Origin of the sequence: Pseudomonas sp. GW531-T4 (genome assembly GCF_017349615.1) — a bacterium.
GTDB classification, from domain to species: Bacteria; Pseudomonadota; Gammaproteobacteria; order Pseudomonadales; family Pseudomonadaceae; genus Aquipseudomonas; species Aquipseudomonas chlororaphis_I.
In genome coordinates this window covers 204099-216570 of the sequence record NZ_JACMZT010000007.1, presented here as the reverse complement: position 1 = coordinate 216570, position 12472 = coordinate 204099, and the positions used below count along the sequence as shown (strand labels likewise).

12 protein-coding genes are annotated in these 12472 nt (G+C 64.8%); 5 read left to right on the top strand and 7 right to left on the bottom strand.

Features of this window, described 5'->3' with window-relative positions:
• Positions 1-4: 4 nt before the first annotated feature.
• Positions 5-331, bottom strand: a complete 327-nt coding sequence (locus tag J4D28_RS08185; RefSeq protein ID WP_009046239.1) for a DOPA 4,5-dioxygenase family protein — start codon at positions 329-331, stop codon at positions 5-7.
• Positions 332-411: 80 nt separating this feature from the next.
• Between J4D28_RS08185 and J4D28_RS08180 the strand changes: the two genes are divergently transcribed.
• Positions 412-1062: an NAD(P)-dependent oxidoreductase gene (locus tag J4D28_RS08180; protein WP_009046238.1), complete on the top strand. Its 651-nt coding sequence runs from the start codon at positions 412-414 to the stop codon at positions 1060-1062.
• A gap of 95 nt (positions 1063-1157) precedes the next feature.
• Here J4D28_RS08180 and J4D28_RS08175 read toward each other — a convergent pair whose 3' ends face one another.
• Positions 1158-2108, bottom strand: coding sequence for a choline sulfate utilization transcriptional regulator (locus J4D28_RS08175; protein ID WP_103330783.1), 951 nt, complete (start codon positions 2106-2108; stop codon positions 1158-1160).
• A 114-nt stretch (positions 2109-2222) separates the two neighbouring features.
• Between J4D28_RS08175 and betC the strand changes: the two genes are divergently transcribed.
• From betC to J4D28_RS08160, 3 genes are all read left to right on the top strand, one after another.
• The gene (betC, locus tag J4D28_RS08170; protein WP_103330784.1) at positions 2223-3737 is read left to right on the top strand and encodes a choline-sulfatase; all 1515 of its coding nucleotides are present in this window, start codon (positions 2223-2225) and stop codon (positions 3735-3737) included.
• Positions 3738-3752: 15 nt separating this feature from the next.
• Positions 3753-4697 (top strand): choline ABC transporter substrate-binding protein, encoded by a 945-nt coding sequence (choX, locus tag J4D28_RS08165; protein WP_038635673.1) that lies wholly within the window; start codon positions 3753-3755, stop codon positions 4695-4697.
• Positions 4698-4895: 198 nt separating this feature from the next.
• Positions 4896-6464 carry a SulP family inorganic anion transporter gene (locus J4D28_RS08160; RefSeq protein WP_103330785.1) on the top strand — a complete coding sequence of 523 codons (1569 nt, stop codon included), beginning with the start codon at positions 4896-4898 and terminating at the stop codon, positions 6462-6464.
• Between the two features lie 126 nt (positions 6465-6590).
• On the opposite strand, the gene aroE is transcribed toward J4D28_RS08160, so the two are convergent.
• Together aroE and hemF are read right to left on the bottom strand one after the other, a co-directional pair.
• Entirely contained in the window at positions 6591-7412 is an 822-nt protein-coding gene (gene aroE / locus J4D28_RS08155) for a shikimate dehydrogenase (protein WP_009046233.1), read from the bottom strand.
• A gap of 115 nt (positions 7413-7527) precedes the next feature.
• A complete protein-coding gene (gene hemF, locus J4D28_RS08150) occupies positions 7528-8445 on the bottom strand; it encodes an oxygen-dependent coproporphyrinogen oxidase (RefSeq protein ID WP_009046232.1) in 918 nt (305 codons plus the stop codon).
• A gap of 168 nt (positions 8446-8613) precedes the next feature.
• On the opposite strand from hemF, the gene J4D28_RS08145 reads away from it, so the two are divergent.
• Positions 8614-9591 carry an NADPH:quinone reductase gene (locus J4D28_RS08145; protein ID WP_009046231.1) on the top strand — a complete coding sequence of 326 codons (978 nt, stop codon included), beginning with the start codon at positions 8614-8616 and terminating at the stop codon, positions 9589-9591.
• A gap of 52 nt (positions 9592-9643) precedes the next feature.
• Here J4D28_RS08145 and J4D28_RS08140 read toward each other — a convergent pair whose 3' ends face one another.
• From J4D28_RS08140 to J4D28_RS08130, 3 genes are all read right to left on the bottom strand, one after another.
• On the bottom strand, positions 9644-10201 hold the full coding sequence (locus J4D28_RS08140) for an L-threonylcarbamoyladenylate synthase (RefSeq protein WP_009046230.1): 558 nt from the start codon (positions 10199-10201) through the stop codon (positions 9644-9646).
• Between the two features lie 54 nt (positions 10202-10255).
• Positions 10256-11365: a DNA-processing protein DprA gene (gene dprA, locus J4D28_RS08135; RefSeq protein WP_009046229.1), complete on the bottom strand. Its 1110-nt coding sequence runs from the start codon at positions 11363-11365 to the stop codon at positions 10256-10258.
• Positions 11366-11444: 79 nt separating this feature from the next.
• Positions 11445-12470: a LysM peptidoglycan-binding domain-containing protein gene (locus J4D28_RS08130; protein ID WP_009046228.1), complete on the bottom strand. Its 1026-nt coding sequence runs from the start codon at positions 12468-12470 to the stop codon at positions 11445-11447.
• Positions 12471-12472 lie beyond the last annotated feature (2 nt).

Below are 12472 nucleotides of genomic sequence, written 5' to 3'. Positions count from 1 at the left end.
AATCTCAAAAAATCGACAGATCCAGCGGCCTGATCGCCCCCATCCAGACCGCATGCTCAGTGTGATCCTTCAGGTCGTCCCCGGTATCCGGGTGCAGAAACACCACCAGCCCGTTGCGATTGAGCGCCAGCCACGGCAGCACCTCCCCCAGGTACTGCGGTTCGAACGCCAGCTGGCAGCTCCAGTCCGGATGCGGGCCGACCGGCCGTTCATGCACCCGGCCCATCTTCAATGGAAACAATTGCGCCGCCTGCTCACACAAGGCCCGCGCCTGGTCGATGGTGCTGGCGTCGAAATAGACGTGGGCGTGATAGCCCTTGATGCGTTGCATGGAACCTCTCATGACAAAGTCGAACCCTGGCGACAGCCCACAGGTCATAACCTTACCAGTGTAAAGAAACGAGCCGCGCCATGAAAAATGCCGAAACCCCGGTGGTCAAACTGGTGCTCTACGGTGCCATGAGCAGCCTGGGCAGCGCGCTGATGGCGGAGTTCCTGCGGCGCCAGCATGAAGTCATCGCCATCCTCGACGACCTGACGGCCCTCGAGCCCCTTCCCGGCTTGCGCACCAAATGCGGTGACCTGTTCGATGCCGTGCGGGTCAGGCAAAGCGTGGCCGGAGGCGACGTGGTGGTCTGCCTGCTGAATGCCCCGGGGCTGCCCATGGGCCTCGAACAACAGGAAAACCTGCTGCTCGAACCCCGGGAACAAGTCCAGGCAGTCGAAGCGCTGATCGCCGGCATGCAGGCCGCAGGCGTCCGACGCCTGTTTCTGGTGGGGAATTTCGAGGTGCTGGACCAGCCGGAGATGGAGGGTTATCCACACCGTCAGACGGCCGAGACCATCCTCGACGCGCTGCAAGGCAGCAGCTTGCGCTGGACCCTGGTGAATGCGCCGCAAAGCGTACCCGGGCTGACCCTGGAACACTTCAGCCAGCCCGCCGGCAGCCTCCCGCCGAAGCTGGACGAGCCAGTGCGGCGACTGGCGCGGGTGGCTGCCGGCATCGCCGACGAACAGCAGCTGAACCTGCATGTGGGCGAGCATGTGAACTTCGTGTGTTGAATCCTTATCGCGAGCAAGCTCGCTCCTACAGAAGGTTATGCGATCCCATGTAGGAGCAAGCTTGCTCGCGATGGCTTGCGCTCCAACCCCAAACCTCAGATGGCAATCGAAGGCAGGCCCAGCCCGGTCAGGGATTGCGGGCTGTCGGCCTGCTCGGCCATCAGCCAGTCGAAAAACCGCTGGATCAGCGCCCCCCGGCGTTTGCGCTGGGGCAGGACCACGTAATAGCCGTAGCGGGAAACCAGCGTTTCGCTGATCGGCCGGCACAACAGACCTTGCGCCAGCAAGTTATCCACAAGGTGGCGCCAGCCGATGCCCACGCCCTGGCCACCGATCGCCGCCTGGATCAACAGGGTGTAGTTGTCGAAACGCAGCTGCCCCGGCGCCGGCGGGGTGGTGATCCCCAACTCGCGGAACACACCGCTCCAGTCGAACCAGTGGCTGCTGTTTTCGCCCTTCAGGTGCAGCAGCGGGAACTCCAGCAGCGACTGGGCGCCGAGGGGCAGTGGCCGTTCCTTGAGCAGCAGTGGGCTGCACACCGGAAACACCTCTTCATTGAACAGCCAATGGCTTTCCCCCTGCTTGAAACGGCCATCGCCAAACAGCACCGCCACGTCGATATCGCTGCGCAGCATGTTGTGGCTGCGCTCGCTGGTGACCAGGCTCACGTCCACCTGTGGATTGGCGGCGTGGAAACGGTGCAGGCGCGGCATCAGCCAGTAGGCGGCAAAGGCGAAGTCGGTGGCCACCTGCAGCACCTCATGCTGATGCTGGGCGGTGATGGCGCTCAGGCCGTTGTCGATGCTCTGCAAGCCGGCCTGCACCTGTTCGAACAACTGGCTGCCGGCCTCGGTCAGTTCGATGCCACGGTAGATGCGGTCGAACAGCCGGGTGCCGAGCTGCTCCTCCAACCGCTTGATCTGCTGGCTGATGGCCGGTTGGGTGGTGCCCAGCTCCACTGCCGCGGCGGTAAAGCTGCGCTGGCGCGCCGCCGCCTCGAATACGCGGAACAGGTCCAGGGACAGGTCGCCGAGCGCTTCATACATAAGCTGTACTTATCCTAGTCATTGCCGCACATGGGCTTTACCGCAAAAGCCACGGGTTACATGCTCGATCGCAGCACTTTCGCATAACTGCTCACTATGGAATGCCGCGAATACATGAAGCGCAAGAACATTCTTTTCATCATGGCCGATCAGATGGCCGCGCCAATGTTGCCGTTCTACGGTCCATCGCCCATCAAGCTGCCGCACCTGAGCCGTCTCGCCACGCAAGGCGTGGTGTTCGACGCCGCCTACTGCAACAGCCCGCTGTGCGCGCCCTCGCGTTTCACCCTGGTCAGCGGCCAGTTGCCGAGCAAGATCGGCGCCTATGACAACGCCGCCGACTTCCCCGCCGATGTCCCGACCTACGCCCATTACCTGCGCCGCCTGGGCTACCGCACTGCGCTGTCGGGCAAGATGCATTTCTGCGGCCCGGACCAGTTGCACGGTTATGAAGAACGCCTGACCAGCGATATCTACCCGGCCGACTATGGCTGGGCGGTGAACTGGGACGAGCCGGACGTACGCCCGAGCTGGTACCACAACATGTCCTCGGTGCTGCAGGCCGGGCCATGCGTGCGCACCAACCAGCTGGATTTCGACGAAGAGGTGGTGTTCAAGGCCCGCCAGTACCTGTTCGATCACGTTCGCGAAGACGGCGACCAGCCGTTCTGCCTGACCGTGTCGATGACCCACCCGCACGACCCGTACACCATTCCCAAGGCCTTCTGGGACCTGTACCGCGACGAGGATATTCCGCTGCCGCAGACCCCGGCCCAGGACACGCTCGACCCGCATTCCCAGCGCCTGCTCAAGGTCTACGACCTGTGGGACAAGCCGCTGCCTGTGGATAAGATTAGCGACGCGCGGCGCGCCTATTTCGGCGCGTGCAGCTATATCGACAGCAACGTCGGCAAACTCCTGGAAACCCTGGAGGAAACCGGGCTGATCGACGACACCATCATCGTTTTCTCCGGCGACCACGGCGACATGCTCGGCGAGCGCGGCCTCTGGTACAAAATGCACTGGTTCGAAATGGCCGCGCGGGTGCCGCTGCTGATCAGCGCGCCGGGGCAGTTCGCCGCTGGCCGGGTGGGCCAGGCGGTCTCGACCGCCGACCTGCTGCCGACCCTGGTGGAACTGGCCGGTGGCCAACTGCAAGCGGATCTGCCGCTGGATGGCCGCTCCCTGGTGCCGCACCTGCAAGGGCAGGGCGGGCATGACGAAGTCTTCGGCGAATACATGGCCGAAGGCACTATCGGCCCGCTGATGATGATTCGTCGCGGCCGCTACAAGTTCATCTACAGCGAAGACGACCCGTGCCTGCTGTTCGATGTGGCCAACGATCCGCGCGAGCAGGAAGAACTCAGCCAATCACCGCAACATCGCCCGCTATTCGAGGGTTTTCTCCGCGAAGCCCGGGCCAAATGGGATATCCCGCACATTCATCAACAGGTACTCGCCAGCCAGCGCCGCCGTCGCTTCGTCGCCGATGCGCTGAGCCTGGGCAAGCTGAAGAGCTGGGACCACCAGCCATTGGTCGACGCCAGCCAGCAATACATGCGCAACCACATCGATCTCGACGATCTGGAGCGCAAGGCTCGTTATCCACAACCCTGCCAAAACCAATAACGTAAGGGGAAGAGCATGCAAAGGTTATCCACAGCAGTGACGGCTGCGCTTCTGGCGCTGGGCAGTGCTTCGATCCCGGCCCTGGCCTGGGCCGAACAGGGGTGCGAGACGGTGAAGATGGCCGACCCGGGCTGGAGCGACATCGCCGCCACCAACGCCATCGCCGGTTTCCTGCTGGACGGCATGGGCTACAAGGCCAAGGTCGATACCCTGGCGGTGCCGATCACCTTCGGCGGGCTCAAGGACGGCCAGGTGGATGTGTTCCTGGGCAACTGGATGCCGGCGCAGCAGGGCTTCTACGACAAGTTCGTGGCCAATGGCGATGTCACCCAGCTGGCGAAGAACCTGGACGGCACCGAGTTCACCCTGGCGGTGCCGGATTACGTCTGGGACGCCGGCGTGCATGACTTCAACGACCTGAACAAATACGCCGAGCTACACCCAAAAGAAGTCGACAAAAAGCTCTACGGCATCGGCTCCGGGGCCCCAGCCAACCTGTCGTTGCAGGAGATCATCAAGAAGAACGACTTCGACCTCGGCCAGTGGAAGCTGATCGAGTCCAGCGAGCAGGCGATGCTCGCCGAAGTCTCGCGGGCGGTGAAAAGGCAGAAGTTCGTCACCTTCCTCGGCTGGACCCCGCACCCGATGAACGTGCAGTTGAAAATGCGCTACCTCAAGGGTGGCGAGAAGTACTTCGGCGACACCGGCAGCGTCTACACCCTGACCCGCAAGGGTTATGCACAGGCCTGCCCGAACGTCGGCAAGCTGCTGAGCAACCTGAGCTTCACCCAGGACATGGAGAACAGCATCATGGCCGAGGTGGCCAACAAGAAGGTCAGCAACCTGGATGCCGCCAAGGCCTGGATCAAGGCCAACCCGGCGGTGCTGGACAAGTGGCTGGACGGGGTGAAGACCCTCGATGGCAAGGATGCGCTGCCGGCGGTGCAGGCCAAACTCTAACGCCCGTCGTAGGAGCGAGGCTTGCCCGCGATACGGGCGACACGGTCCTGCAGATGGACCCTGTGTGCAGGTTTTGGGGCTACTGCGTAGCCCATCGCGGGCAAGCCTCGCTCCTACAGGCAACCCTGGCGGAATGGGGTAAGCCTTCCGGCAATGCTTTACCCTGACGCCCCTGAACACCTTCACCCGCGAGGACCCATGGCCTGGCCCAATCGCCATTCACTCTTGCCCTTCCTGAGCTGGCTGCCCCGGCAGACCCGCGCCAGCGTCGGGCGCGACCTGCTGGTGGGCCTGAGCGGCGCCATCCTCGCCCTGCCGCAATCCATCGCCTATGCGCTGATCGCCGGCCTGCCACCGGAATACGGCCTGTATGCCGCCGTCGTCCCGGTGCTGATCGCCTGCCTCTGGGGTTCTTCCTGGCACCTGATCTGTGGCCCGACTGCGGCGATTTCCATCGTCCTCTACGCCAGCGTCAGCCCCCTGGCGGTGCCGGCATCCCAGGACTACATCACCCTGATCCTGCTGCTGACCCTGCTCGCTGGCGTATTCCAGTGGCTATTGGGGCTGTTGCGCTTCGGCGCGCTGGTGAACTTCGTGTCCCACTCGGTGGTGCTCGGCTTCACCCTCGGCGCCGCTGTGGTGATCGCCCTGGGGCAGCTGCCCAACCTGCTGGGCCTGGACTTGCCGAGCGAAGCCACCGCGCTGAACAGCCTGACCTCGCTGTTCGCCCATCTCGATGCTGTGGATAACCCCTCGCTGATCCTCGGCCTGGGCACGCTGATCGTCGGCCTGGCCCTGAAACTGCTGGTGCCGCGCTGGCCCTCGCTGCTGATCAGCCTGATCCTCAGCGCTCTGGTGGTATGGCTGTGGCCGGCGCTGTTCGGCCAGGTGAAGCTGGTCAGCGCCTTTACCGGGCGGCTGCCGCCGTTCAGCCCGCTGCCGCTGGACCTGGACATGATCCTGCGCCTGCTGCCCAGCGCCGTGGCGGTGGGCATGCTGGGGCTGGTGACCAGCCTGTCGATCGCCCGCTCGCTGTCGGCGCGCTCCGAGCAGTTGCTCGATGCCAACCAGGAAGTCCGCGCCCAGGGCCTGTCGAACATCGTCGGCGCGTTCTTCTCCGGCTATCTGTCTTCCGGTTCCTTTACCCGTTCCGGCCTGAGCTACGAAGCTGGTGCCTGTTCGCCGCTGGCGGGGGTGTTCTCGGCGTTGTGGGTGGCCTTGTTCGCCGTGGCCGGCGCGGCGCTGATCGCCCATATCCCGATCCCGGCCATGGCCGGGAGCATCCTGCTGATTTGCTGGGGATTGGTGGACCATCGCGGCATTCGCGCGCTGTTCCGGGTCAGCCGCGCCGAGTTCGCGGTGATGAGCCTGACCTGTGTCGCCACCTTGCTCCTGGAATTGCAGACGGCGATCTATGCCGGGGTCCTGGCATCGCTGTTCTTCTACCTCAAGCGCACCTCGCAACCGCGCGTGCAGCATGGGCGCGAAGGCGACGAGGACATCCTGCGGGTCGGCGGCTCGATCTTTTTCGGCGCCAGCCATTACCTGCAAGTGCGCATGCAGCGCTGCCATGCGCCGCGCCTGGTGATCGACGCCCGGCAGATCAACTTCATCGACTATTCCGGGGTGGCCATGCTGCACCAGGAAGCCCGCCGCCTGCTGCGGCAGAACCGCAGCCTGACCCTGCGCCACGCGCGGGCCTCGGTGATCGAAGAGTTGAGAAAGCTCGAAGGCGCGGAGAGATGCCCGATCCGGTTTGAGGATTGAACCCGGCTATGTAGGAGCGAGCTTGCTCGCGATGAACGTCGACGATAATACGGCGTGGCTGTCGCACCGCCGCTTCGCGGCTATCGCGAGCAAGCTCGCTCCTACAATAGAAAGAGGGGCGCGGGGTCAGAGCCCCAGCTGGCGCCGCAGCTCCGCCAGCACCGGCGCGGTGTCCGGACGCACGCCGCGCCACAGGAAGAAGGCTTCCGCCGCCTGTTCGGCGAGCATGCCCAGGCCATCCATGGAAATCGCCGCGCCGTATTGGCTGGCCCAGCGACAGAAGGCGGTCGGCTCCTTGCCATACATCATGTCATAGCACACCGTCTTGCCCGGCTCGATCAGGCTGGCGGCGATCGGCGGCACGTCGCCGGTGAGGCTGGCCGAGGTGGCGTTGATGATCAGGTCCACCGGCTCGCGCAACCAGTCGAAACCGCTGGCGGACACCGGCCCCAGGTCGCTGAACAGCTCGGCCAGCAGCTCGGCCTTTTCCACCGTGCGGTTGGCGATGATCACCGACGCCGGCTGCTCCGCCAGCAGCGGCTCCAGCGCGCCACGCACCGCGCCACCGGCCCCCAGCAGCAGAATGCGCTTGCCCTTGAGGCTGAAGCCGGCGTTGACCGTCAGGTCACGCACCAGGCCGGCGCCGTCGGTGTTGTCGCCCAACAGGCTGCCATCGGCGAGTTTGCTCAAGGTGTTCACCGCGCCGGCGCGCTGGGCGCGGGCGGTCAGGCTGTCGGCCAGGCGGTAGGCGTCTTCCTTGAACGGCACCGTGACGTTGGCGCCACGCCCGTCCACGAAGAACCCGCGGGCACAGCCGGCGAAATCGTCGAGGGGCGCCAGCAGAGTGGTGTAGACCAGCCGCTGCGCCGTCTGCTCGGCGAACAGCCGATGAATCAGCGGCGACTTGCTGTGGCCGATCGGGTTACCAAAAACGACGTACTGATCCATCCAATAAAACCCTCATGCACATCCCTGTAAGGAACCAGCTTGCTGGCGACAGGGACGCTGCGCTGTTCTGTTCAATCGCATTATCGTCCAGCGCCGGCCAGCCGGCTGCAACGCTTTACGCAGAGCCCGCCAGCCAGTCGCGGTCCTGCAGGAAATATTCGGTCAGGCGCGCTTCTTCGCTGCCCGGCTCGGCTTTCCAGTCATAGCCCCAGCGCACCTGCGGCGGCAGGGACATGAGGATCGACTCGGTACGCCCGCCCGATTGCAGGCCGAACAGGGTGCCGCGGTCGTAGACCAGGTTGAACTCGACATAGCGGCCGCGACGGTACTCCTGGAACTCGCGCTGCTTCTCGGTATAGCCCAGGGCCTTGCGGCGCTGGACGATCGGCAGGTAGGCCTCGAGGTAGGCGTCGCCGATGGCGCGCATGAAGGCGAAGCTGGTGTCGAAGTCCCACTCGTTGAGGTCGTCGAAGAACAGGCCGCCGATGCCACGTGGTTCATTGCGATGCTTGATGTGGAAGTAGCTGTCGCACCAGGCCTTGTAGCGCGGGTAGACGTCCGGGCCGAACGGAGCACAGGCCTTTTCGGCGACGCGGTGCCAGTGCACACAGTCCTCTTCGTTGGCGTAGTAGGGGGTCAGGTCGAAACCGCCGCCGAACCACCAGACCGGCTCTTCGCCTGCTTTTTCGGCGATGAAGAACCTTACGTTGGCGTGGGAAGTCGGCACATGGGGGTTGTGCGGGTGGATCACCAGCGACACGCCCAGCGCCTCGAATCCACGGCCGGCCAGTTCGGGCCGGTGGGCGCTGGCGGACGGCGGCAAGCCGCTGCCGAACACGTGGGAAAAGTTGACGCCGCCTTTCTCGATCACCGTACCGTCGGCAATCACCCGGGTGCGCCCGCCACCGCCGGCCGGTCGGGTCCAGGCGTCTTCGACGAAGCGCGTACCGCCGTCTTCGGCTTCCAGGGCAGCGCAAATGCGGTCTTGCAGGTCGAGCAGGTAGGCTTTTACGGCCTCGGTGCGGGTAGTCATGGCATCACCTTGAATCGGGCAAAGCTACGCGGCGCCAGGGATACAGCAGGGGGCCTGCGCAAATGGGCGCGTAGCATAACACTGCGTGGGGGCCGGTCGCAGTTGACGGCGGTCAAGCATAGGAGTCCGATAAGGCACTTTCGCGACACGACCGAGGAGAGAGTGCAGATGGCCAAACGTATCCAGTTCCGGGCCCATGGCGGCCCGGAAGTACTCGAGTATGTGGATTACCAACCCGCAGAACCGGGCCCGCAACAGGTCCGCGTGAGCAACAAGGCCATCGGCCTGAATTTCATCGACACCTACTACCGCAGCGGTCTCTACGCGCCACCGGCCTTGCCATCGGGCCTGGGTGCCGAAGGGGCCGGGGTGGTCGAGGCGGTGGGCAGCGCCGTGACCCGCTTCAAGGTCGGCGATCGCGTGGCTTATGGCAGCGGTCCGCTGGGTGCCTACAGCGAGCTGCATGTACTGCCCGCGGACAATCTGGTGCACCTGCCGGACAGCATCAGCTTCGAACAGGCGGCCGGGGTGATGCTCAAGGGCCTGACCGTGCAGTACCTGCTGCGCCAGACCTACGAGCTCAAGGGCGGTGAAACCGTGCTGTTCCACGCGGCCGCCGGCGGTGTCGGGCTGCTCGCCTGCCAGTGGGCCAAGGCCCTGGGGGTGAAGCTGATCGGTACTGTCAGCTCGCCGGAAAAAGCCGCGCTGGCGAAATCCCTCGGCGCCTGGGAAACCATCGACTACAGCCATGAAGACGTGGCCAAGCGCGTACTGGAGCTGACCGACGGCAAGAAATGCCCGGTGGTCTACGACGGCGTGGGCAAGGACACCTGGCTGACCTCGCTGGACTGCCTGCAGCCACGGGGCCTGATGGTCAGCTTCGGCAACGCCTCGGGCGCGGTGGAGGGGGTCAACCTGGGCATCCTGGCGGCCAAGGGCTCGCTGTATGTCACCCGTCCGACCCTGGGCACCTACGCCAACAATGCCGAGAACCTGCAGGCCATGGCCGACGATCTGTTCGGCATGATTACCAGCGGCAAGCTGAAGATCGAGATCGGCCAGCGTTATCCACTGGCGGACGCGGCGAAGGCGCAGACCGAACTGTCGGCGCGGCGCACCACGGGTTCGACCATTCTGCTGCCTTGAAATGCATCGCGGGCGGCGATCCGACTTGCCCGCGATAAACGATGACGCGGTGTCAGGCCGAACGCACGATCTTGCCGGTCACCAGGTCGCGGATCAGGCTCGGGTTCTTGCGCCCGCCCAGGCTGCCGCCCAGGACCATGTCCAGCTGCCCGCGGAAATACTGCTCGACGCGAATCCGCGTGCGGGCGGCCGGGCGCCCCTGGGGATTGGCCGAGGTGGAAATCAGCGGCCCCACCAGCGCACATAACTCGCGCACCAGTGGATGATCGCTGACCCGCAAGGCCACGGTGTCGTGGACCCCGGTGACCCATTCCGGCAACAGATTCTGATGGGGTACCAGCCAGGTGTTCGGGCCTGGCCAGGTGCTGGCCATGCGATCGAGCCATTCCTGGGGGAAATCCTCGAAGAGGAAATCGAACTGGCGGATGTTGTCGGCGATCAGGATCAGGCCCTTGTCCACGGAGCGCGACTTGATGGCCAGCAACCGGTCCACCGCCTCTTCGTTCCACGGGTCGCACCCCAACCCCCAGACTGCTTCGGTTGGGTAGGCAATCACCGCCCCTGCGCGAATTTCTCGTGCGGCTTGTTGCACACGCCAACTGCTGACCATTGCTGACTCTCCGGATTAAGGCTGTGCGCAGTTTACCGATCCTGCTTATAAAGCCTAGCCTTTTGCCCGGGCATACCAGCAGCCTGCTTCACATACCGCATGGCCCTCCAGCTCCAGCTCCGTAAGCGCCGCCAGCACCCTGGACAGGCTCCAGCCACTGGCCTGCACCAGGCCCTCGCTGGTCTGCGGCGCAGCATGCAACAGCGCCAGCAACGGGTGAGCGGGCGCGACTGGTGGCGGGGCTGGGGATAACGGCAGTCGTTGCCAGCCACGCAGGGCTTCGAGGATATGTTCGATGGTTTCCACCAGCACCGCGCCATCACGAATCAGCTGATGACAGCCCCGGGCCCCGGGGTGATGGATCGACCCGGGTATCGCATACACCTCGCGGCCCTGCTCGGCGGCGAGCCGGGCGGTGATCAGCGAACCGCTGGCGACGCTGGCCTCCACCACCAGCACGCCAAGGGACAAGCCGCTGATGATCCGGTTGCGCCGGGGAAAGTGGCTGGCGTGGGGGCCGGTCTCCAGCGGGAACTCGGAAACCAGCGCGCTGCCCTGGGCGATCATGGCGTCGGCCAGGCGTCGATTGCGCTGTGGATAAAATTTTTCCAGGCCGGTGCCGAGCACGCCGACGGTCTGCCCGCCGACCTCCAGGGCGGCCTGGTGCGCCGCGCCATCGATCCCCAGCGCCAGGCCGCTGGTGATGACAAAACCGGCCGCGGCCAGGCTACGGGAAAAGGCCGCGGCGGTGTCCATTCCTGGCCTCGAAGCGCGACGACTGCCAACCACCGCCAACTGCGGTTTTTCCAGGATCCGCGGATCGCCAGCGACAAACAGCAGCGGCGGCGCATCGGCAATTTCATTCAGCAGCGGCGGGTAGTCAGGCTGGTCCCACATCAGTAAATGCTGGCCCGGACGCTCCAGCCAGGCCAATGCACGGCTGGCGCCATCACGCACCTCGGCGTTGCGCCGAGCCTCGGCCGCACTCGCCGGCAGGCCCAGCGCACGCCAGGCGCTGGCCGGCGCGCTGATGGCCTTGGAGGCCGAACCGAAGGCTTCGAACAACAGCTGAAAACGCTTCGGGCCAAGGTCCGGCAAGCGATGCAAACGTAGACGGGCTTCCAGTTCCGCGGGGGAAACCGGAGCCTGGGCAGGCAGTGACATAGGATCATCCTTGATCGTTATAAGCCCGGCTGAAGCAGGAATAAGCTGTGGATAACTCTGTTGGTAACTTGTTGAGGGTTTACGGGTTACGCACCTTGTCCATGATCGCCAGGGAGCGGGAAGCATTGAGCACCAGGCCGTAGCTGAGTTTGTCGTAGGTGCGGAAAACCATCAGCAGACCGGCCCGCTCATCCGGCATCTTCACCTGGCCGCCGGCCACCCGATCGCGCACGGTTTCACCGGTCTTCAGCACCGCCAGCACATTGCCTTCAGCCAGGCCATCGCGCCGCCCCTTGTTCAGCGTCACCACGTCCAGCGCGCCGATCTGGGTGACGCCCCGTGGCACGTCGATGATCAGGCCCTCGACCGCCCGGCTCGGCGGGCTGGGGACAAAGGTCGAGTTGATGACCCGCGGCTCGCCGCTGAACAAACGGTCGCCCAGGCGCACTTCCTGGGTGGTGCGCTGCAATTGCAGGGTGGCGATATCGCCCTCGACCGCGACCACCTCGCCGCCGCCGATCTCGTCGGCGTTGATCCCCAGCACTTCGCCGCTCTGCGGGTCGGTGTAGGTCTTGCCCTGGCGGAAGATGCCGTAGGCCGATTGTTCCGGGTCGAAGCGGCCGCGCGCGAAGATCCGGTCGCCGGTGCCGCTGAGCACCCGTTCGGCATCGCCGGCGACTATGTAGGGCGCACTGTCGAAGGTCTCGGCCCGGTCGAGGATGCGGTTGCTCAGCAGAAAGCTGTCGATGGCCTGCAGTGGAATGGTCGGGATCGCCTCGGCCAGCGGCGTGCGGCGCACCTGAGGCGACAGTTTGACCGTACCCCGGGAAGCGCCGCGCTCCAGGGTCAGGCGTGGTTCGCCATTGACCTGTACCAGCGCCAGGGAGTCGCCGGGGTAGATCAGATCGGGGTCGGCGAGGCTGGAATTGGCCTGCCAGAGCGCCGGCCATTGCCAGGGATCGCGCAGAAAGCGGTTGGCGATGCTCCACAAGGTATCGCCCGCCACCACGGTGTAGCGCTGTGGGTAACCCTCCCGGAGCGGCACCTGCGCCTGGCCGAAACCGGCCCAGCCCACGAGCAGCAAGGCGAGTAGTGATTTCCTCATGC

What these genes read in the sequence shown, in the direction of transcription:
- J4D28_RS08185 (WP_009046239.1), bottom strand. Translation starts at nt 331, where the DNA reads ATGCAACGCATCAAGGGCTATCACGCCCACGTCTATTTCGACGCCAGC.
- dprA (WP_009046229.1), bottom strand. Translation starts at nt 11,365, where the DNA reads ATGTCACTGCCTGCCCAGGCTCCGGTTTCCCCCGCGGAACTGGAAGCC.
- J4D28_RS08175 (WP_103330783.1), bottom strand. Translation starts at nt 2,108, where the DNA reads ATGTATGAAGCGCTCGGCGACCTGTCCCTGGACCTGTTCCGCGTATTC.
- hemF (WP_009046232.1), bottom strand. Translation starts at nt 8,445, where the DNA reads ATGACTACCCGCACCGAGGCCGTAAAAGCCTACCTGCTCGACCTGCAA.
- J4D28_RS08180 (WP_009046238.1), top strand. Translation starts at nt 412, where the DNA reads ATGAAAAATGCCGAAACCCCGGTGGTCAAACTGGTGCTCTACGGTGCC.
- J4D28_RS08140 (WP_009046230.1), bottom strand. Translation starts at nt 10,201, where the DNA reads ATGGTCAGCAGTTGGCGTGTGCAACAAGCCGCACGAGAAATTCGCGCA.
- J4D28_RS08145 (WP_009046231.1), top strand. Translation starts at nt 8,614, where the DNA reads ATGGCCAAACGTATCCAGTTCCGGGCCCATGGCGGCCCGGAAGTACTC.
- J4D28_RS08130 (WP_009046228.1), bottom strand. Translation starts at nt 12,470, where the DNA reads ATGAGGAAATCACTACTCGCCTTGCTGCTCGTGGGCTGGGCCGGTTTC.
- aroE (WP_009046233.1), bottom strand. Translation starts at nt 7,412, where the DNA reads ATGGATCAGTACGTCGTTTTTGGTAACCCGATCGGCCACAGCAAGTCG.
- betC (WP_103330784.1), top strand. Translation starts at nt 2,223, where the DNA reads ATGAAGCGCAAGAACATTCTTTTCATCATGGCCGATCAGATGGCCGCG.
- choX (WP_038635673.1), top strand. Translation starts at nt 3,753, where the DNA reads ATGCAAAGGTTATCCACAGCAGTGACGGCTGCGCTTCTGGCGCTGGGC.
- J4D28_RS08160 (WP_103330785.1), top strand. Translation starts at nt 4,896, where the DNA reads ATGGCCTGGCCCAATCGCCATTCACTCTTGCCCTTCCTGAGCTGGCTG.